At 44.6% G+C, this 19,266-nt stretch carries 15 protein-coding genes; 4 read left to right on the top strand and 11 right to left on the bottom strand.

The window, feature by feature from the left end:
* Nucleotides 1-19: 19 nt before the first annotated feature.
* Nucleotides 20-457 (bottom strand): 50S ribosomal protein L13, encoded by a 438-nt coding sequence (gene rplM, locus AC3WJC_RS00185; protein ID WP_492397045.1) that lies wholly within the window; start codon nt 455-457, stop codon nt 20-22.
* Nucleotides 458-754: 297 nt separating this feature from the next.
* On the opposite strand from rplM, the gene AC3WJC_RS00180 reads away from it, so the two are divergent.
* Entirely contained in the window at nt 755-1,459 is a 705-nt protein-coding gene (locus AC3WJC_RS00180; protein ID WP_492397044.1) for a hypothetical protein, read from the top strand.
* A 41-nt stretch (nt 1,460-1,500) separates the two neighbouring features.
* On the opposite strand, the gene AC3WJC_RS00175 is transcribed toward AC3WJC_RS00180, so the two are convergent.
* Both AC3WJC_RS00175 and AC3WJC_RS00170 read right to left on the bottom strand, forming a co-directional pair.
* Entirely contained in the window at nt 1,501-3,354 is a 1,854-nt protein-coding gene (locus AC3WJC_RS00175; RefSeq protein WP_492397043.1) for an alkaline phosphatase, read from the bottom strand.
* 76 nt (nt 3,355-3,430) lie between these two features.
* Nucleotides 3,431-4,807, bottom strand: a complete 1,377-nt coding sequence (locus AC3WJC_RS00170; protein WP_492397042.1) for a 3-keto-disaccharide hydrolase — start codon at nt 4,805-4,807, stop codon at nt 3,431-3,433.
* Between the two features lie 220 nt (nt 4,808-5,027).
* On the opposite strand from AC3WJC_RS00170, the gene AC3WJC_RS00165 reads away from it, so the two are divergent.
* Both AC3WJC_RS00165 and AC3WJC_RS00160 read left to right on the top strand, forming a co-directional pair.
* Nucleotides 5,028-7,511 (top strand): M1 family aminopeptidase, encoded by a 2,484-nt coding sequence (locus AC3WJC_RS00165; protein ID WP_492397041.1) that lies wholly within the window; start codon nt 5,028-5,030, stop codon nt 7,509-7,511.
* Nucleotides 7,512-7,597: 86 nt separating this feature from the next.
* Complete coding sequence (locus AC3WJC_RS00160) at nt 7,598-7,951, top strand: hypothetical protein (protein ID WP_492397040.1); 354 nt, start codon at nt 7,598-7,600, stop codon at nt 7,949-7,951.
* On the opposite strand, the gene AC3WJC_RS00155 is transcribed toward AC3WJC_RS00160, so the two are convergent.
* Both AC3WJC_RS00155 and cdaA read right to left on the bottom strand, forming a co-directional pair.
* Nucleotides 7,941-8,663 (bottom strand): hypothetical protein, encoded by a 723-nt coding sequence (locus AC3WJC_RS00155; RefSeq protein WP_492397039.1) that lies wholly within the window; start codon nt 8,661-8,663, stop codon nt 7,941-7,943. The two genes, AC3WJC_RS00160 and AC3WJC_RS00155, sit on opposite strands and share 11 nt — an antisense overlap.
* A gap of 90 nt (nt 8,664-8,753) precedes the next feature.
* Nucleotides 8,754-9,545 carry a diadenylate cyclase CdaA gene (gene cdaA, locus AC3WJC_RS00150; RefSeq protein ID WP_492397038.1) on the bottom strand — a complete coding sequence of 264 codons (792 nt, stop codon included), beginning with the start codon at nt 9,543-9,545 and terminating at the stop codon, nt 8,754-8,756.
* A 164-nt stretch (nt 9,546-9,709) separates the two neighbouring features.
* Here cdaA and AC3WJC_RS00145 point away from each other — a divergent pair, with 164 nt between their 5' ends.
* Nucleotides 9,710-11,020, top strand: coding sequence for a Gfo/Idh/MocA family protein (locus AC3WJC_RS00145; protein ID WP_492397037.1), 1,311 nt, complete (start codon nt 9,710-9,712; stop codon nt 11,018-11,020).
* A 60-nt stretch (nt 11,021-11,080) separates the two neighbouring features.
* On the opposite strand, the gene AC3WJC_RS00140 is transcribed toward AC3WJC_RS00145, so the two are convergent.
* The 6 genes from AC3WJC_RS00140 to AC3WJC_RS00115 form a co-directional block, all read right to left on the bottom strand.
* Nucleotides 11,081-11,893: an enoyl-ACP reductase FabI gene (locus tag AC3WJC_RS00140; protein WP_492397036.1), complete on the bottom strand. Its 813-nt coding sequence runs from the start codon at nt 11,891-11,893 to the stop codon at nt 11,081-11,083.
* A gap of 171 nt (nt 11,894-12,064) precedes the next feature.
* Nucleotides 12,065-13,720 carry a DNA repair protein RecN gene (recN, locus tag AC3WJC_RS00135; protein ID WP_492397035.1) on the bottom strand — a complete coding sequence of 552 codons (1,656 nt, stop codon included), beginning with the start codon at nt 13,718-13,720 and terminating at the stop codon, nt 12,065-12,067.
* 60 nt (nt 13,721-13,780) lie between these two features.
* The gene (locus AC3WJC_RS00130; RefSeq protein WP_492397034.1) at nt 13,781-14,464 is read right to left on the bottom strand and encodes a hypothetical protein; all 684 of its coding nucleotides are present in this window, start codon (nt 14,462-14,464) and stop codon (nt 13,781-13,783) included.
* 170 nt (nt 14,465-14,634) lie between these two features.
* Entirely contained in the window at nt 14,635-15,930 is a 1,296-nt protein-coding gene (locus AC3WJC_RS00125) for a TolC family protein (protein WP_492397033.1), read from the bottom strand.
* Between the two features lie 33 nt (nt 15,931-15,963).
* The gene (locus AC3WJC_RS00120) at nt 15,964-16,641 is read right to left on the bottom strand and encodes an ABC transporter ATP-binding protein (protein WP_492397032.1); all 678 of its coding nucleotides are present in this window, start codon (nt 16,639-16,641) and stop codon (nt 15,964-15,966) included.
* A gap of 213 nt (nt 16,642-16,854) precedes the next feature.
* Entirely contained in the window at nt 16,855-19,251 is a 2,397-nt protein-coding gene (locus AC3WJC_RS00115; RefSeq protein WP_492397031.1) for an ABC transporter permease, read from the bottom strand.
* Nucleotides 19,252-19,266 lie beyond the last annotated feature (15 nt).

The following is a 19,266-nucleotide window of genomic DNA, read 5'->3' as shown; positions in this document are numbered from 1 at the left end:
TCCTTTAGAAAATTAAAAGTTAAATGGTTTTAGGGTTTTGAGCGGCGTGCGGATGCTGGGTGCCTGCATAAACATGCAGATTCCCAAATAAGGCCTTGCCCAAACGACTTTTAGGTAACATACCACGAACGGCTTTTTCAATTACGCGCTCAGGATGTTTTGCCATTAACTCCTTAGGAGAAATGAAACGCTGACCACCCGGATAACCGGTGTAAGAAACATATTGCTTATCGGCAAATTTGTTCCCGGTCAGTTTTACCTTGTCTGCATTAATAACAATAACGTTATCACCGCAGTCTACGTTTGGGGTAAAGCTTGGCTTGTTTTTTCCTCTGATGATCATAGCGATCTTAGAAGACAAGCGCCCCAAAATCTCGCCTTCCGCGTCAACAACAACCCACTCCTTGTTAACGGTTTTTTTGTTGGCTGAGACAGTTTTGTAACTTAACGTATTCACTTGCTTAAAATTAAATTAATTAAACGTTTATTCTACCCGTAAAATTCGGGACTGCAAAGATACGTTTTATTCAAACACTGTCAAATGCTTTTTAACTATTTTGTTCAGGCTGTTACAGCGCGGGCTCAAATAGCGCTTACTGCTTTTAAAATCAGCTAAATTTTGTGTTATGATGATATTAATAAATGTCTATATCGTTATAATTCATCCTTTTATGATACATAATGACGGTGTTATAATAATACTTATGTGCATTGCACGGCTTTTTTGTAAGTTAGCGCCAACTTTAACACATACATGAAAAAAGCTTACCTGATCCTTATCGCCTTTAGTTTAATATTCGCCGGTTGTAAAAAAGGTGTTGATGATTTTCCGGATACACCTAACAATGTAAATATTCCCGGCGGGGCTGCCAACGCAACTTATCAGCCTTTTGGTGCAGGTGCCAAATGGGTATATCACGCCACCATAGGCGTTGGCGATTTTGTTACGGAAGATACCCGTACCACCATATTAAACGGCAAATCAAAAAAAATAGACGGACTGGTTTATTACGAGGGCACAACCACCAGTTCCGCCGGCGCCGTTAGCGGATATATTGGTTATAACAACGGCATTTACGCTCAACAAGCTGAGGTTGCTGCATTAGGCCTAAACTCCATTATGCCAATTTATAACGACCGTAAAAACATTGGTGAAAGCTATCTGCAAACATTTACCTATATAAGCGAAGGCCAAACTGTTAACGCGCGCTTTAATGTTGAGCTGCTCGAAAAAGGCATCAGTAAAACCGTTCGCGGCAAGGTTTATGACGACGTGGTGCATACCCGTATAAAGCTTGAGGTAAGCTTTGATAATGATTGGGTATCATACAGTGCGAATGAGATTTACCTCGCCAAAGGTATAGGTATTATTTATGCCACAGCATCCGCTTTTGATGTGGAGATTGACAGAATGGAGTTGGTAAGTTACACCCCGGAAAGTAAAAGCCCGGCCACTTAAAAACTCCAAAACGAGCATCCGCAATGCCTATTGCTATAGTTTTACTTTAGCAGCAACTTCACTATCTTTTTAAATATCTCTGTGTTTTGATAGGTGCCGATAAACTCGCCGGCGTTTGGCCCGTAAGCAAATACCGGCACGTTGATGCTGGTATGATCGTTCGTGCTAAAGTTGCCCAGCACATGCCCTTCAGCAGTTGAGGCATCAAGCAGGCTCAGGCCGCCGGTTTCATGGTCGGCAGTAATAATAACCAATGTTTCGCCATTTTGGTCGGCAAATTTTAGGGCTTCGCCAACGGTGCGGTCAAAGTCGAGCATTTCGGTAACTAAAAACGGCAGATCGTTGGCATGGCCGCCATGGTCAATCTGCGCGCCCTCGGCCATAATAAAAAAGCCGCTTTTATTGGTGGATAGTAACCGGATGGTTTGCTTGAGGGATTGGCTTAGCATATCGCCACGGCCTTTAATTACCGGCCTGGTTTCGGCATCATTTAACAGCACCAGTTGTTTACCCTGCTGTTGTTGTTGCAAAGCGGCAAGGGTGGTATCAACGGTATAACCCTTTGCTTTCAGCTTCTGCATCAGTCCGGCATCCGGATTATTAAAAAAGCTTTTTTGGTTTGAACCTATCAGCACATCAACATGGCTGGCCAGCAAATCGGCCGCGATGGCGGTTGAATTACTGCGCTCGGTATTATGCGCGTAAAAAGCGGCGGGCGTGGCATCGGTAATATCGGCACAACTGATGATGCCGGTTTTTATTTTTTTACCTGCCAGCGTATCCGGCAGCCGGATTAAATTTTTACCCTGCGGATTGACACTGATATACCGGTTATTGGTTTTTTGCCCGGTAGCCATGGCCGTTGCCCCGGCTGCTGAGTCGGTATTGTCGGAATTGGCGGCAAGCGTTTGCGAGAAACCGCTGTACCGGCATTGCAGCAAATTTAACTGCCCGTGGTTTGCCGTAAGCCCGGCCTGTATTTGTGCCAAACCCATACCATCGCCAATAAGCAGGATGATGTTTTTAACCGGCTTTTTCAGGCCGTCTGTTTTATAGGTTGGCGTGTAAACAGGATGAGGTTTCGGATTAATAAATTCCAGCTTGTGACGGTTGGCCAGAAAATCGTGCAGTTGCTGCGGATGATCGGTGTTGATCCAGTCGGCACCCAGCTTTTGTAACTGGATCCAGGTGTTGGGGCTATCCTGCGTTGCCCAAAAGCGGAACGGTTTATTCTTGCTATGGGCATTATTGATCAATGTAGTCAGCTTAACTGAATCAGACCTGGTGAGTACGCCTTTGCCGTTCCATTCGGTATAGTTGCCCAAATCGTCGCTGATCATGGCCACGTGTTTTAGCTGCGCATTTGTATAATTAATGCTTGGCCTGCCGTCAAAATAAATATAAGTTGGGTATTGATCAAACTCATCAGGGGCAGGCATATCGCCACTCAACACTATTTTTACGGTGCTTTTGCTGTTCGATTGAAAAACATCCTTGTAGGGTTCAAGCTCCTTGATAAGCGCTGGTATAACATGCGCTTTATCTTCCTTAATATCAACCACCAGTTGCAAGTGCAGGGTTGAATCAGCATAAGGGCGGCTGCCGTTTTTGCGGAACAGCGCGGCAAGCGGCTTCAGGTAAAGTTCGGTAAGCGTACGGCCATCCTCAATTTCCTTACGCTCGTGGGCCACGTATAATTTGTTGTTCAGGTAAAAAACATCGGCTTCGATAGAACCGGCCTGCGCATAGTAAGCCTGTAAAAAAGGGATGCTCTGCTTATAATCATTATGGCTGTGCGCCTTGTTTATAGCAGCGGTTTGCGCAAATGCGGCAGCGGCAGCAAATAATAACGGGGCTATTAAGCCAACTAATAGTTTTAGGGTAGAATACTTCATAATAAAGGTGCAAAGCTATACCCGGTAAGTAAAGGGATTGTTAGCTTTTGATGAACTAACAATCCCTTTATCCAAATTACAGGTTACGGAGTTTAATATTGCGAAAGCTAACGGCATTGCCATGATCCTGCAGCAGGATGTGCCCTTGCGGTGCCTCCCCAAAGTTTGGCCATACCTTATATTTGCTGATCGCTACCAGATCCTTAAACTCCTTTGAACCGCGATCGTACTCCAGCACTTTTACCCCGTTCAGGTAATGCTCCACATGGTTATTAGGATATACCACTACCCTGCCGATGTTCCATTTACCAATAGGATGGATAAAACGGGGTTGCTTTTTGGCCGTCATTAAATCATACAATGATGCCAGCGTACGGTTGCCGTCCCTGCCCAGTTTGGCGTCAGGGTGGCGTTCATCATCCAGCACCTGGTACTCCAGGCCAATGGCCGAGCCCTGTGTTTTTTCATCCAGCGTAACAAAATATTTTACACCGCTGTTAGCCCCTTCGGTCAACCTGAACTCAAAAGACAGGTCGAAGGCCTTGTATTGCGCATCCGTAACGATGTCGCCACCATTGGTTGATTCGGCACCGTTTGATGGTTCTACCGTGATCAATCCATTACTAATGTTCCAGCCTTTTGCCGGGAAAGCCGTACCGCGAGCACTGTGCCAGCCCTTGTTCGTTTTACCATCAAACAACAGTTGCCAGCCATTTTGCCTTTCATAATTGCTGATGTTGTTTGGCATCAGGTTTACTACATAAATGCCTTTATCAAACGGCTCCTGTTTCAACCCGGTAGTTTTTATCTGGATATTTTTAAACCATATTTTTTTGTCCGCTTCTTCAGGCTTACTTACGGCGTGTACCTGCAAGCCGATAAAGCCTTTGGCATCCATCGTATCAACTACGTATGCCATCGGCACACCGTTTACCCAGGTTTTCATCTGGTTCCCTATACATTCTATTTTGATGTGATTGTATTCGCCTACCTTAAAAGCGCCTTTCGCTTTCGCGTTCAGGTCCATCGGATAGAGCCAGTCGCGCCGGCCCTCATCATAAATACCACCCGCCCATGCCCTTGGCGATGGGTCGAACTCGCACTGGCGGCCATATACCTTGCCTTTACCATTGTTTGCCGCGGCATCAAAGTGGCTGCGGGTTTGCACACCCGAGTTGCTGATGGCATTTTCCAGTTTGGCATCCAGCTCCAGTATAAAATCGCCGTACTCTTTTTCAGTAACTAAAAATGTGTTGCCGCTGCCGGTTACCGTGGTTCCTTGTATGGCTCCGTCAACCACCTTATAGTCGGCAGTACCGGCAAGGCGTTTCCAGCCGTTAAGGGTTTTGCCGTCAAACAGGCTTGTATATCCTTTTTTTATTTGTGCCGATGATGTTGAGGCCAGCAGCGTACCGGCCAGCAGGAGTGATAGAATCTTGCGGTTTGTTTTCATATATTGGTTTATAGATAATAAGTATGCAATGCTGCAAACCTTGTTTATTAACCGGTTAGGTAAACTTAAAAGTAAATATAGCCAAACGGTTTATTGCGCGTGTAACATTTTAGCTATTCGGGGCATCTTAGGTGTTACTAACCGTAGCCAATCATAAATAATTAAATGATTGCAGGGCTATATTAATATTATAAATTTGCGTTATAACAACCTCATTAACATGAAAAAAATGCTGATTGCAGAAGCTCTCCTAATGGCTGCCTGCATTGTACCGGCCGTGGCTCAGCAAAAACCGGCTGATGACCCTAATCTTAAAATTTACCGCGAAACGGTTGCCAAGGTGAACGACCTGGTACACACCAAGCTCGACGTGCGTTTTGATTATAAAAAACGTTACTTATACGGCAAAGAGTGGATCACCCTGAAACCTCACTTTTACCCTACCGACAGCCTGCGACTGGATGCGAAAGGGATGGACATCAAAAACATTTCGGTTGTTAAAAACGGCAAAAATGTGCCGTTGAAATTTACTTATGACAGCTTATCGCTGGCCATTAAGCTGGATAAGGTTTATTGTAATAACGAAACTTATATTGTATACCTGGACTATACCGCTAAACCTAATGAACTGAAAGCCCAAGGCAGTGCAGCCATCAGCGATGCTAAGGGTTTATACTTTATTAATCCTGACGGCACAGAGAAGGATAAGCCAACCCAGATCTGGACACAAGGTGAAACGGAATCATCATCAGCATGGTTCCCTACTATAGATAAGCCGAACCAAAAAACTACCCAGGAGATCACCATGACGGTACCGGCCAAGTACGTTACCCTGTCAAACGGACGTTTAGCCACGCAAAAAAACAATGCCGACGGCACCCGCACCGATACCTGGAAGATGGAGTTGCCGCACTCGCCATATCTGTTTATGATGGCCGTGGGTGATTTCAAGATCTATAAAGATAAATGGCGCGACAAAGAGGTTAACTATTACCTGGAGCCAAAGTACGCGCCTTACGCTAAGGAGATTTTCGGCTTTACGCCGGAGGCCATGGAATTCTACTCCAAAAAATTAGGCGTTGATTACCCGTGGAATAAATACGCGCAGATTGTTGTGCGTGATTACGTGAGCGGCGCGATGGAGAACACCAGTGCTACCCTGCACGGCGAATATATACAAGGCACTCCGCGCGAGCTGATGGATGCCGGTTACGATGGTGGCCGCAGCACTATAGTACACGAGTTGTTTCACCAGTGGTTTGGCGATTATGTTACCGCCGAAAGCTGGAGCAACCTTACAGTAAATGAGTCATTCGCCGACTTTAGCGAAACCATGTGGGCTGAGTACAAATATGGCAAAGATGAGGGCGGCGCGCATATTTATGACGACCTGCAAAGCTACCTGCGCAATGCCGATGCTAAAAACAAAAACCTGGTACGCTTTCATTATCATGATAAAGAGGATGTGTTTGATGTAGTTACCTACCAAAAAGGCGGTACTATATTAAACTACCTGCGTAACTATTTAGGCGAGGATGCTTTTTATAAAGGCTTGGGCATTTACCTGAAAACAAACGCCTTTAAGAACGGCGAAGCGCACCAACTGCGCCTTGCCCTTGAAGAAGCCAGCGGCCGCGACCTGAACTGGTTTTTTAACGAGTGGTACTTCAATGCCGGCCACCCCGTGCTTGATATTACTTATAAATGGGATGAGGGCAGCAAAACCCAAACTGTTTACGTAAATCAAACCCAGGAGGGCGATGCCTTTATTTTACCTGTAGCGGTTGATGTTTATGCAGGCGGTAAAAAAGAACGCCACCAGGTATGGCTGCGCAATAAAGCCGATACCTTAACCTTTAAAGTTGCCTCAAAACCAAGCCTGGTAAATGTGGACGGCGATAAAGTGGTGCCGACTAAAAAGACCGATAAAAAAACATTAGAGGAGTTTGCATTCCAGTACGCTAACGCGCCTTTATACCTTGACCGCTTTGAGGCTATTGAAGCTGCCATGCCTGCACAAGGCGACAAAAACGCGCAGAAAATTATCATTGCTGCCCTGAAGGATAAGTACTATGGCCTGCGTATTAAAGCCATCAAAGCTGTTAACATGGCTAATGATGAAGTGCGCAATGCCGCCCAGCCAATCCTGATGGATATTGCTCGTAACGATAAGAATAATAATGTTAAAGCTGCTGCCATTACCGTATTGGGTAAACTAAAGGCATCAGGGTTGGTGAAAATTTACAGCGATGGTCTTCTAACTCAATCGTATGCGGTACAAGGTGCATCACTTAACGCTTTAGCACAAATATCACCCGAAGATGCTTTAAAAATCGCAAAGTACCACTTAGAGAAAGACAGCAAAGGGTCGGTTTCAACCGCTATTATTAACGTGTATTCGGCCTTCGGTGGCGATGCGGAATGGCCTTATGTATATAGCAAATACAAAGAGATGGGTGTACAGTCTCAATTCGACTCTGCGCAAAAATTTGCTGACCTGGCCGGGCGCGTTAAAAACCCGTCTTACGCACAGCAGGGTATTGAGGTGCTGAAAGACATGGGCGTTAAATATAAAAAATACGGTATCGCGCCTTTTGTAATTACTACCATAACCGGTATTAAAACTAAACGTACCGAATTAAAAGATGACGCGTCAGTAAAAGCTGCTGATGATGCTATTAAAGCAATAAACGATGCTAAATAATTAAACCTTATTTGCAACATTAGGTCTAAAGGGTTGTCATGTAATATACAGGCAACCCTTTTTTATTTTTAAACCGACTTATTATCATGAAAAAACCTGCTTTTATTACCCTGCTTTCTTTGGCATTTGGTTATGCGCACGCGCAGCACATCGTTTTACCGCAGCCAAACCCATCAAATAATTCGGATAAAAGTAAAATTGCCCCGATCGATACAAATAAAACCTCATCACAACCAAGTGACATAGTTGCCATGCAATTCGGGGTGACTAATAATGACCTTGTTGTATACAGCCGTATGCCTGTAAAAAAAATACAGGGCTTTAATAGCAAAACACCTGTTAACGGCAAAGGCACAAAAATTACAGGTTATAATATGCCGGTAAAAAAGGTGCAAATCATTAACCCGGATACGGTGGGTATGGGAAGGGTTACTCCGTAGTATTTATTGGTGGAACATTAACAATGTCGTTAGTTACATTATAAATTACAACGCCTGCATCTGCTTTGGAAAGATTTGCCGCATCTATCGATACTTTGTTCACGCTGTAATCTCCTACTGCTGAGTGGTTGCCTATTGATCCCTGAACTACAACCCATTCAAACTTCCTTTGTTCAATATTATATTGAAACGAAATGTACCTGATCGGGAAAATGTCTTTTACTTTATTACCGGCTATTTTTATCAGTTGGCAATAGTCTATCTTTTTAACTACCGGCTCGTATATTGTTTTTGATGGTATAAACATTTTATCTATCAATCCGCCATTGGCGTTAACCGGAAACTCAAAATCAACAAAGGCAAGGCTATCTACCTCCATCCTGTAAGTGTATAAATAAGTGGCAGTATACATTTGTAAAATATCCCCACGACCGTGCTGCCTGAAGTGTTCAGCCCGATCAGGGTAAACAACCTCAACGCTTATAAATTTCAAATCGTTAAAGAAAGGCTTTCCCGAATATTTAATTATTGAATCTTCTACCTTTTTTCTATAAACCAAAGCCTTTTCGGGCATTTGTTTAATGTCAATAGGTTTACGAAGCACATTCCAGTTAGCAATAGTGTCGCCGCCCGGCGCGAAAAAATAACTTGGCGCACTACCGATGTACCGGGAATGATGCACGGTTGTACGCCAGGAGTTGTTGGTTATCATACTTTATCTATAGCACATTGAGCCGAGGCTTTTAACCCGGAAAGCGCTACCAATAAGATCAAAAACCAACAACCCTTCATTATCAAAAATTTAAAAATCCTTATTCAGCAATTTTTCCAGCTCGGCAAAGCTGATGTTCATTTTTACGCGGCCCTGTTTGGCGTAGGATATTTCGCCGGTTTCTTCAGATACGATGACCGCCGTTGCTTCATTGGCCTCGGTAACACCGATACCGGCACGGTGGCGCAAACCAAATTGCGCCGGCAGATCACTTTTTTCCGTAAGCGGTAAAATACAACTGGCCGATTTTATCTTGTTCTCAGATATAATTACCGCCCCATCATGCAGCGGACTATGCTTTTGAAAGATGCTCTCCAGCAAACGTTTGGAGATGCGGGCATCCATCATTTCGCAACTGTTCTGGTAAAACTGCTCATCATATATTTTTACGATCACGATCAACGCGCCCGTACGCGATTGTTTCATGCTTTTGCAGGCATCAATAATAGGTTTAATGCGGATGTAGTTGTTCTTTTCAACCGTGTTCTTTCCAAAAAAATATTGCCACCATGCCCGGTTACGCTGTAACGAAGCGTTTTTACCTACCAGCAATAAAAAGCGCCGTATTTCCTGCTGAAACACCACCACTACGGCAATAATGCCCACATTCATAAAGTTACCTAATATGCCGGTAAGCAATTGCATGTTTAGCGCACGCACCACAAAGTACAGGGCGCAAACCAAGGCTAAACCAATAAAAATATTGGCCGCTATGGTTCCGCGTATCAGGTTATATAACTGGTATATAATAAAGGCTACCAGCAACACATCCAACACATCAAAAAATGTAACCTTTACAAAGCTGAAATCAAACGAGTGCATATATACGAATGTAAGTAATAATGTATTACAAATATGCTTTGAATAATGTAGATACTACGCAATAAATGCTTCTTTAAGTGCTGATTATTAGTTCGGATTATCAAACCTAAATAAAGCCACAATGTTATGTAGTTAATAATATTAATTATTGATTTATATATTATATGGAAAATAAAAACGAACCAATAGAAGGAACAGGCTACAACCGGCGACGCTTTTTAGAGAATGCCGGTAAAACCATCATAGCATCAGGCATTATAGGCACCTCGTTAACCAACGAGGCTGACGCGCAAACACCGGCAGGTGTAACCGGCAAAAAAACGTCAGATGCTATAAAGGTGGAACTACCTCCCATCCACGCGCCAAGCGAAAAGCAAACCGAATGGCCTGCCATATCGCCGCCGGCAAAACGGATTGGCTACGCACTGGTTGGTTTAGGAAACTTAACACTGGCCGAATTACTGCCTGCCTTTGCCGAATGTAAATACTCAAAAGTAGTAGCGCTGGTAAGCGGTACTCCGGATAAAGCCAAAAAAGTGGCCGCCCAATATGGTATTGCCGAAAAGAATATCTACAACTATCAAAATTACGACAGCATAAGCAAAAACCCGGAGATTGACGCGGTGTACATTGTATTGCCCAACTCCATGCATAAGGAATACACGATACGGGCAGCCAAAGCCGCTAAACATGTATTGTGCGAAAAGCCGATGGCTAACTCATCAGCCGAGGCGCAGGAGATGATAGACGCCTGTAAAAAAGCAGGTAAAAAACTGATGATCGCCTACCGAATACAATACGAACCGCACAACCGCCTGGCTATGCAATGGACACGTGATAAAAAGTTCGGACAGGTTAAGGTGATCAATTCAGTCAACGTACAAAACTCGGGCGCGCCGCCGCAATGGCGTTTGGATAAAAAGTTGGCCGGTGGCGGCTCATTGCCTGATATTGGTTTGTATTGCAGCAACACCAACCGCTTTTTGCTGGGAGAAGAACCGCATACCGTATTAGCCAGCATGTACAGTACCCCAAATGATGCGCGGTTTAAAGAGGTGGAAGAAACCGTAATGTTTCAAATGTTTTTTCCGAGCGGTGCTGTGGCCAATAACTTGTGCAGCTATGGCGTGCACGATTCAAAACACTACCGCTGCTATGCCGATAACGGTGGTTGGTTTGGGCTCGACCCGGCTTTTAGTTACCACGGCTTAAAAATGGAAGCTTCGCAAACACAGGGCGATATAGAAATGAAACAAAATCCATCTAAGGGTGAAAAAAATCAATTCGCATTGGAGATTGACCATTTCTCGGAATGTGTTATGGATAATAAAATACCTTATACCCCCGGCGAAGAGGGCTTGCAGGACCACAAGGTATTAGAAGCCATTTATGAATCGGCTAAAACAGGCAAGCCGGTTAAGCTGGAACGCATAGAAAAGCTCGATGCTTTCAGGGGCAGTCCTCCAACAAGTTAATATAAACAGCAAAGGAGGCGTTAATGCCTCCTTTGCTGTTTTAAATATATTTTAAAAAGCTTATTTACCCATCTGATCGATAACGGCCTGCGTTACGCCGGTGTATGAAAAACCACCATCGTGAAACAGGTTTTGCATGGTTACCATGCGGGTAAGGTCAGAGAAGAGGGTTACTACATAATCCGCACACTGGTCGGCATTGGCATTACCCAGCGGACTCATCTTTTCGGCAAACTCAATAAATCCATCAAAACCTTTAACTCCCGAACCTGCTGTTGTGCGGGTTGGTGATTGCGAGATGGTGTTTACGCGCACATTCTTTTTCATGCCATACTCGTAACCAAAATTACGGGCAATGCTCTCTAACACGGCTTTGTTATCGGCCATATCATTATAACCCGGGAAATAACGCTGCGCGGCTATATAGCTCAATGCCACTACCGATCCCCACTCGTTGATCACGTCCTTTTTCATGGCTTCCTGCAAAATGCGGTGCAGGCTCAGGGCTGATATATCAAACCCTTTAAAGGTATAATCGTAATTATTTTCAGGATAAGGAATGCTTTTGCGTACGTTAACGCTCATACCTATAGAGTGCAATATAAAATCGACACCACCGTTAAAATGCTCCTGAGTTTTGGTAAGCAGGTTTTCAATGTCCTGGTTGCTGGTAACGTCGGCAGCAATAACCGGCGCGTTGCACTCTTCAGCCAATTTATTCAATTCGCCCATGCGCAAAGCTATCGGCGCGTTGCTCAATACTATTTCGGCACCTTCCTGTACGGCGCGTTGTGCTACCTTCCAGGCTATTGATTGCTCGTTAAGGGCACCAAATATTATCCCTTTTTTACCTTTTAATAAATTATAAGCCATTATATGAGTTTTTTATAATCGGGGTAAAGTTATAATTATTTTTTCAGTTGACGGTGTGCTTCAGTTAACAGTTTGTAGTGGGCGGTTAGCAGTAGGCAGTGGACGGTTAGCAGTTTTCAGTGCACTTTACTTGAGCAAACCAACTGCAAACCAGCAACTGCTATCTGCAAACTACAAGGAAAGCAACTCCCTCGCGTTTTGCAGGGCGCTTTCGCCGGGCTTATCGCCGCTTAGCATTTTGGCTATTTCAAGTACCCGCTCCTGCTCCGCCAATGTTTTTATGCGGCTATAGGTAATGTCGCCCTGCTGATCCTTATACACAAAAAAGTGTCGCTGGCCTTTGCTGGCAATTTGAGGCAGGTGAGTAATGGTAATTACCTGCAGGTTGGCCGCCAATCGCTCCATGATCTGGCCTACCTTATTGGCTACCTCGCCGGACACCCCGGTATCTATCTCATCAAAAATAATGCTTGGCAAGGCGGTGTATTGCGCTACCAGCGATTTAATGCTCAACATCACCCTTGAAAGCTCACCGCCTGATGCTACCTTACTCATTTCGCCCGGCGTGTGGCCTTTATTGGCCGAAAACAGGAAGCGAACGTTATCAATACCCGTTTTAGTAAAATCGGTAGCGGTAGTCAGCTCTATTTTTAGTACCGAATTACCCATGCCCATTTCAGCAAGGGTATCTATCACATGTTTTTCAATAGCGGGTATAGCCTTTATCCGCCTGGCTGATAGCTGGCTTGCCTGCGTTTCCAACTCCTTTTTTAAAGCTGCTATCTCCTTTTGCAATTTTTCAATAACATCATCACTAAACATGGCCTGCTGTATCTTGTCCGACAGGTCATCCTGCAATTGCAATAATTCGGCATTGGTATTTACACGGTGCTTTTTTTGCAGATTATAGATAATACTCAACCGCTCATTTACTTCTGTAGCGCGTGCCTCATTGGTAAAGGTGCGCTGCTCCAGGTTTTCAATCTCGGCGGCAATATCCCTTAATTCAATAACAGTGCTATTTAAACGGGTGTGCAGTTCCGCTATTTCCGGGTTGAATTTTTCTAAAGCCGATAATTGCTGGCCGGCCTCTTTTAGCTGCGCTAATGCCGCCGCTTCGCCATCCTGCAACAAGTAGTTAGCGCCCAGCAGGTTGCGCTTTATCTCTTCGGCGTTGTTAAGGGCATACAGTTCTGTTTCCAGCAACTCCTGCTCATCGGCGGCAAGGCCTGCCTTTTCCAGTTCATCAAACTGAAACTGGTAATAATCCAGGTCGGCTTTGGCTTTCTCACTGTCCTCAACCAGTTGTTTAAGTCGCGCGGTTTCGGCACGGTACTGTTTAAATTTAGTTTGATAAGCCTCCAGTTGCGCGGCATTACCGGCAACCGCGTCAACTACCATTAACTGAAAGGCGGGGTCGTTAATTTCGAGTGTGGCATGCTGCGAGTGTATATCGATCAGCTTTTCGCCTAACTGTTTTAAAGTAGCCAGGTTTACAGGCGTATCATTTACAAAAGCACGGGATTTGCCATCCGCGGATATTTCGCGGCGAAGCACGGTTTCAGCCTCATAGTCCAGGTCGTTATCATTAAAAAAGCCCTGTATCTCCAGGCTGTCCACCTTAAACTGGCCTTCAATGATGCACTTTTTTTGTTGATTAAAAAAATAACGGCTTTCGGCACGCTGCCCCAATATAAGCGACAAACCACCCAATATGATGGATTTACCGGCACCGGTTTCGCCCGTTAAGATGTTGAGGCCTTTATCAAAGCTGATCTCCAGGTTATCAATCAGCGCGTAATTGTTTATAGTTAGCTTTTGAAGCATAATGGAAGTACCCGTTTTTGCGGATACTAAATTACAAAATCAGGCGTAAGGTTGTTTGATTTACTTTTCCGGAATCTCAGGTATATAATACCTCACCAGGGTTGTACTACTGATTAAATTGTTGCCTTGCTGCACATCGGTTTGTATGAGGCCTATGCCCTTAACCAGGTAATTATTGTAGGTATATAACAAGGCGTAGCTGCCATCAGCCAGTTTAGCCGATACCGATAAGCCGGCGCTCACTACTTTACTGTAATCCTTACCTTCTACTTTGCGTGTGGTATCACGGCTTTTCATGTAACCAAGCTGGGTTACTTCCTGCCCGTTTATCATACCGCTGGTGGTAAGCCTGCCGCTCCAGCCGGTATTTACCTTAGCGGTATCTACCAAGTAATAAAAGTTGGCCTGATCCGCATTTAACAATTCTTCAGGCTTGCGAGTATAATAGCTATGCCCGTCGGAGTAATAATATTCCTTTGAGCTGCCGTTAAACTCAGATACCACGTTGGCTTCATAATACACCAATCCGTTTACGGTTATGGTATTGCCGTTAAGTGTTTTGGTTATGGTGTCTGATGATGAGCCTGCCGTTTCGGCATATACCCAGTAACTCCCCTTAACCAATGGCTGATAACTATCAACAGATGCGAATATATGTTCGTACCCGCTAAAATTGGCCGGATCTTTTTTGCAGGCCGCCATCATCAACATTAAAATACCACTTAGGAGTACCAGTTTTTTCATATACCAATCAATAGTTAACAGCACACCGCGATCACTACCGGTAGGCTATACCCCTTTAAACTGATTTTTTGAGGAAAAGGTTAGGTTTTGTTGTCTGATTAGTGATAAAAAAACAAAAAGCCCTGCTACATATAGCAAAGGCTTTAAGGTAGTTGTAAGGCTGAGGATGTTTAGTTAAATGAAAGGCGGTTTTGGTAATAGTCCAGTATCTTGGTACGGATAAAATAATCGTACCGCGCTACGATGAGATTGGTGCGCGAGCGGTCGAGGTTACCTTTGGCAATTACAAATTCAACTGAGGTAACAGCGCCGGCATTGAACCTGATCTCGGTAGTACGGAAAGACTCCGCATAGGCCGCCACCTGGTCCGACTGAATTTTATAGCGTTCCATGGCCAGCGTCATGTTCGCATAGGCCTGCTCAACGTTCTGTTTGAGCTTTACCTTGGTGGTATAATCAACATATTGCGATTCCTGCAGGTTTATCTTAGCAAGCGCTATATCGTTTCTGCGCTTAAATCCATTTAAAAAAGGGATAGACAAATTCAAGCCAAACGATGTGTTATAGTTATTACGGAACTGGGTAGTATAGCTACCTGCCGATCCGCTTGAATACTGGGTGAACACACCTGAATACAGGCTCACTGTCGGGAAAATCCGGCCCTTGGCCGCCTTAACCGCTTTTTCAGAACTTTGCACCCGCAATTCCGTTGCTCTAACCTGCGCCAAATCCTTCAGCGCGGTATTATAAACATCATCCTGGGTGGTTTTATAGGCTGCAGGCAGTTCATCAGCGCTCAGGCGTTCAAATTTTATATTTTTACTAAAAGGTATATTCATCAGCTCAAGCAAATTAAGCCGGGAGGCAATCAGGTTATTTTTCGCCGCAATAAGCGATAGTTGATCGCTTGCTAACTGTCCTTTTAAATTATAAAACTCCGCCGGCGTAACGTTACCATCACGATTGAGCACGGCTAACCTGTCTGATTGCTGTTGTGATACCTGCACCTGATTTTCAGCCTGCGTTACCTGGTCCTCATTATTAAGCATGGCCAGATAGGTGGTTATCACATTTAAACTGATGCTGTTTTTCGCTGCCTGAAAATCCATCTGCCCGGCCTGGTAAGCCAGTGCAGTTTGCTTAATGCTGCTGAACATCGCTAAACCATCAAAAAGCACCAGGTTACTGTTCAGGTTATAATTCGCGTTGGTGATCTGCGCGTTAACGTAGGTAAGATCCGCATTCTGGCTACGCCCGCTGTTAAGGGAGTGGTCAACACTGCCGTTAATGGTTGGCAAAAGGTTTAGCCGGGCTTGTTTCCAGTAAATGCGCTGACGCTCCATCTCCAGCTCACTTTTTTTAACATCGAGATTGTTGCGTACGGCAATATCAAGGCATTGCTGCAAACTGTAAACGGTATCAGCCTGTTGCGCGTTTGCCGTACTGCCTGCTAAAACCAAGACCATTACTGTAATATATAAAAAGTATCGCATGGAATATCAGAGTGTTGTTGTTGATTCTATCCTGCCATCCAGCAGGTTGATGATGCGCGAGCCATACTCGGCATTTTTTTCGGAGTGGGTTACCTGTATAACGGTTACGCCATCTTCCTTATTTATCTTGCGGAACAGCTCCATAATTTCTTCACCTTGCTTAGAGTTGAGGTTACCAGTAGGCTCATCGGCCAAAAGCAGTTTGGGTTTGCCTATCAGCGCACGGGCAATGCCCACCAGTTGCTGCTGCCCGCCTGATAGCTGCGCCGGGAACAAATCCTTTTTACCCACAATATTAAACCTGTCCAGCATATCAGCCACCAGGGCTTTGCGCTCCGCACCTTTTATGTTCTGGTAAATAAGCGGCGTTTCAATGTTCTCGTAAACGTTAAGTTCATCAATCAGATGGTAAGCCTGGAACACAAAGCCGATGTATTGCTTGTACAAAGCCGAGCGCTGCTTTTCCTTTAACTGGTGTACCGGCTGCTCCATAAAGTAATGATAGCCGTTGGTTGGCTCATCAAGCATACCAATGATGTTGAGCAGCGTTGATTTGCCCGAGCCTGACGGCCCCATGATAGACACAAATTCGCCCTGGTCAATATCCAGGCTCAGATCATTCAGTACAAAGGTTTTGTTGCCGCCCGTTTGGTAGTATTTTGAAATATGTTGTAGTGATAGCATCGTATTTTTTAATTGTGATTATGCCATTAATATATGAATAACATACCAAAACAATAAATAACTACATATCAATAACTTACAACATCACAACTCTGTTTTCCTGTTCGCTTACGTAACATGGAGCGTACGGTTATGATACAGTTTTATAGCCGCTGTATAAAAGCAAAATGCCCCGTTGTTAGGCGGGGCATCTGCATTAATTAAACTAAAAAACTATTCGTTACGCAAACTTTTAACCGGGTTAGCCATTGATGCCCGCACGGATTGTGACCCAACGGTAAACAACACAATAAGCACCGAGCCTGTGGCGGCAAGCGCTATTACCCAGCCATTCATTTCAATACGGTACGGAAAATCCTGCAGCCAGCGGTGCATCAGGTACCAGGCCACCGGCGAAGCGATCACAAGCGAGATCAACACCAGCTTGAGGTAACTTACAGACAGCAGCCTGACTATAGCCGCCGAACTCGCGCCCAATACCTTACGTACGCCTATCTCTTTAACCCGCTGTTCGATGGATAGCGTAGCCAGGCCAAACAGGCCCATGCATGATATCAGGATAGAAATGAATGAAGCGGTACTGATAATAGACTTCCACCGCTTTTCGCTTTTGTACTGGTCGGCAAGCATATCTGTCAGGAAAGCATAATTACAAGGCTGACCGGGCACAATACTTTTGTAAGTGGCCTGTATGGTTTGTATGGCCTCGGCTTTTTTGGCCGGGTCTATTTTTACCACCAGCACATAGTAGTTCTCGTCTTTTATACCCTGATCAAGCAACAGCGGCGCGATGGTGCTTTGCAGCGATGCGGAATGGAAATCTTTAATGACGCCGATCACCTCGCGCGGTTTATCGTTCCAGGTAACTGTTTCACCTATCGGACTATTTTTCCATCCGGCAGCTTTCACAAACGATTCGTTAACGATGCACGATACCGTGTCAGTCGTGCTACTGAAGTTACGGCCTGAAAGCAGCTTCATCTGCATGAGGTTGATAAAGTTATTGTCGACATCAAAAAACTGGGTGCTGAACAAGTCCTTATTATTAGCCTTGAACTGCCTCCCTGTAAAACCATCAAACGCGGTGTTTTGAGCCGTAACGCCTTTTATAAAAGGATATTTACCTAATTCAGACTTAAATATATCAGTACCCGGATTATTGTTGAACGGCATATAAACGTTTACAATATTCTCAGGCTTGTAACCCAGATCTTTATTCAACATGTAGTTGAATTGCTTTTGCATAATAATGGTGCCAATGGTTAAAAACACGGCGATACTTAACTGTACCACCACCAGTGTTTTAGCCAGGTAGCCATTGCCCGAAATTTTAAATTTGCCGTACAGCGTTTGCACCGGGTTAAAACCCGACAGTACCAAGGCCGGGTAAAAGCCGGACAGGATGGTATTGAGCAAAACCAAGCCTGCAAAAAGCAATAGGGTTTGCGGGTTAAGCAGGTAGCTTAGTTGTAATTGTTTCTCTGAAACCTCATTAAAAAACGGCAAACAAACACTCACCAGCACCAGTGCAAATAAAAACGCTATTACCGTTAACATGAACGATTCGCCCATGAACTGCCCGATTAGCATACCGCGCGAGCTGCCGCTTACCTTGCGGATGCCGATCTCTTTACAGCGGCGTAATGAGCGCGAAAGCGTAAGGTTTACAAAGTTGATGCAGGCAATTATTAAAACAAACAAGGCTATGCCGCCCAATATGTAAGAGTAATCGGACTTGCTGTTAGGCGTTAAACCATTTGATGCCTGGTAATTCCCTTTATCCAGGTGAATATTGAGGTACGGTTGCAGTGTATATTTAATAAATATTTTATTGCCGTATTGCTTTCTGAACTCAGCCATCAGCTTACCTGCGTAGCTGTTAAACACCCTATCCATTTTCTTTTCTACCAAAGCCTGATTGGCACCCGGCCGCAGCAGCACAAATGAGTTGAGCCAGGTGTTAAACCAGTCGTTAGCCTTCCATTCCTGCTTTTGGAAGGTTCGCTTTATGTTCATCACATAATCAAAACGGATGGTTGAGTTTAGCGGCGGTTGCTTGGCCACACCGGTAACCACAAAGGGCTCAAACTTACCGTCAACATTTATTTGCAGGGTTTTACCCACTGCCCCGGCACTGCCAAAATATTTTTTAGCCAGCGTTTCGGCCAGTACAATATTGTTGGGTTCGGCCAGTGCGGTGCCCGCGTTACCCTGTAATAACGGGAAGGTGAATACTTTAAAAAAGCTATCATCAACATACATGCCGCTCTCGCTAATTACCTCGCTGCCCTTTTTCACCAGGCCCGATGAACTGTTTACCCGGCAAATCTCCTGTATCTCAGGTATCTCCTGCTTAAACATGGGCGCGTGTACCCCGCCGGTTATACTACCCTTTTGCTCATCTCCCTCGGGGCCGCGGCCATAATGCACTATCTGGTAAATACGCTGCCCGTTATCATTAAAACGGTCAAAGCTTACCTCATCCTGCACATAAAGAATGATGAGCATTACGCACCCTAAACCAATACTCAACCCGGTTATATTGATAGCCGAGAACAGCTTATTACGCGTGATGTTGCGCCAGGCTGTTTTAACATAATTTTTCAGCATGATGATTATACTTTA

It is taken from the genome of Mucilaginibacter sp. FW306-07-L (assembly GCF_058782065.1).
The sequence above is the reverse complement of the archived record's forward strand: the minus strand, read 5'-3'. Positions and strand labels throughout refer to the sequence as shown.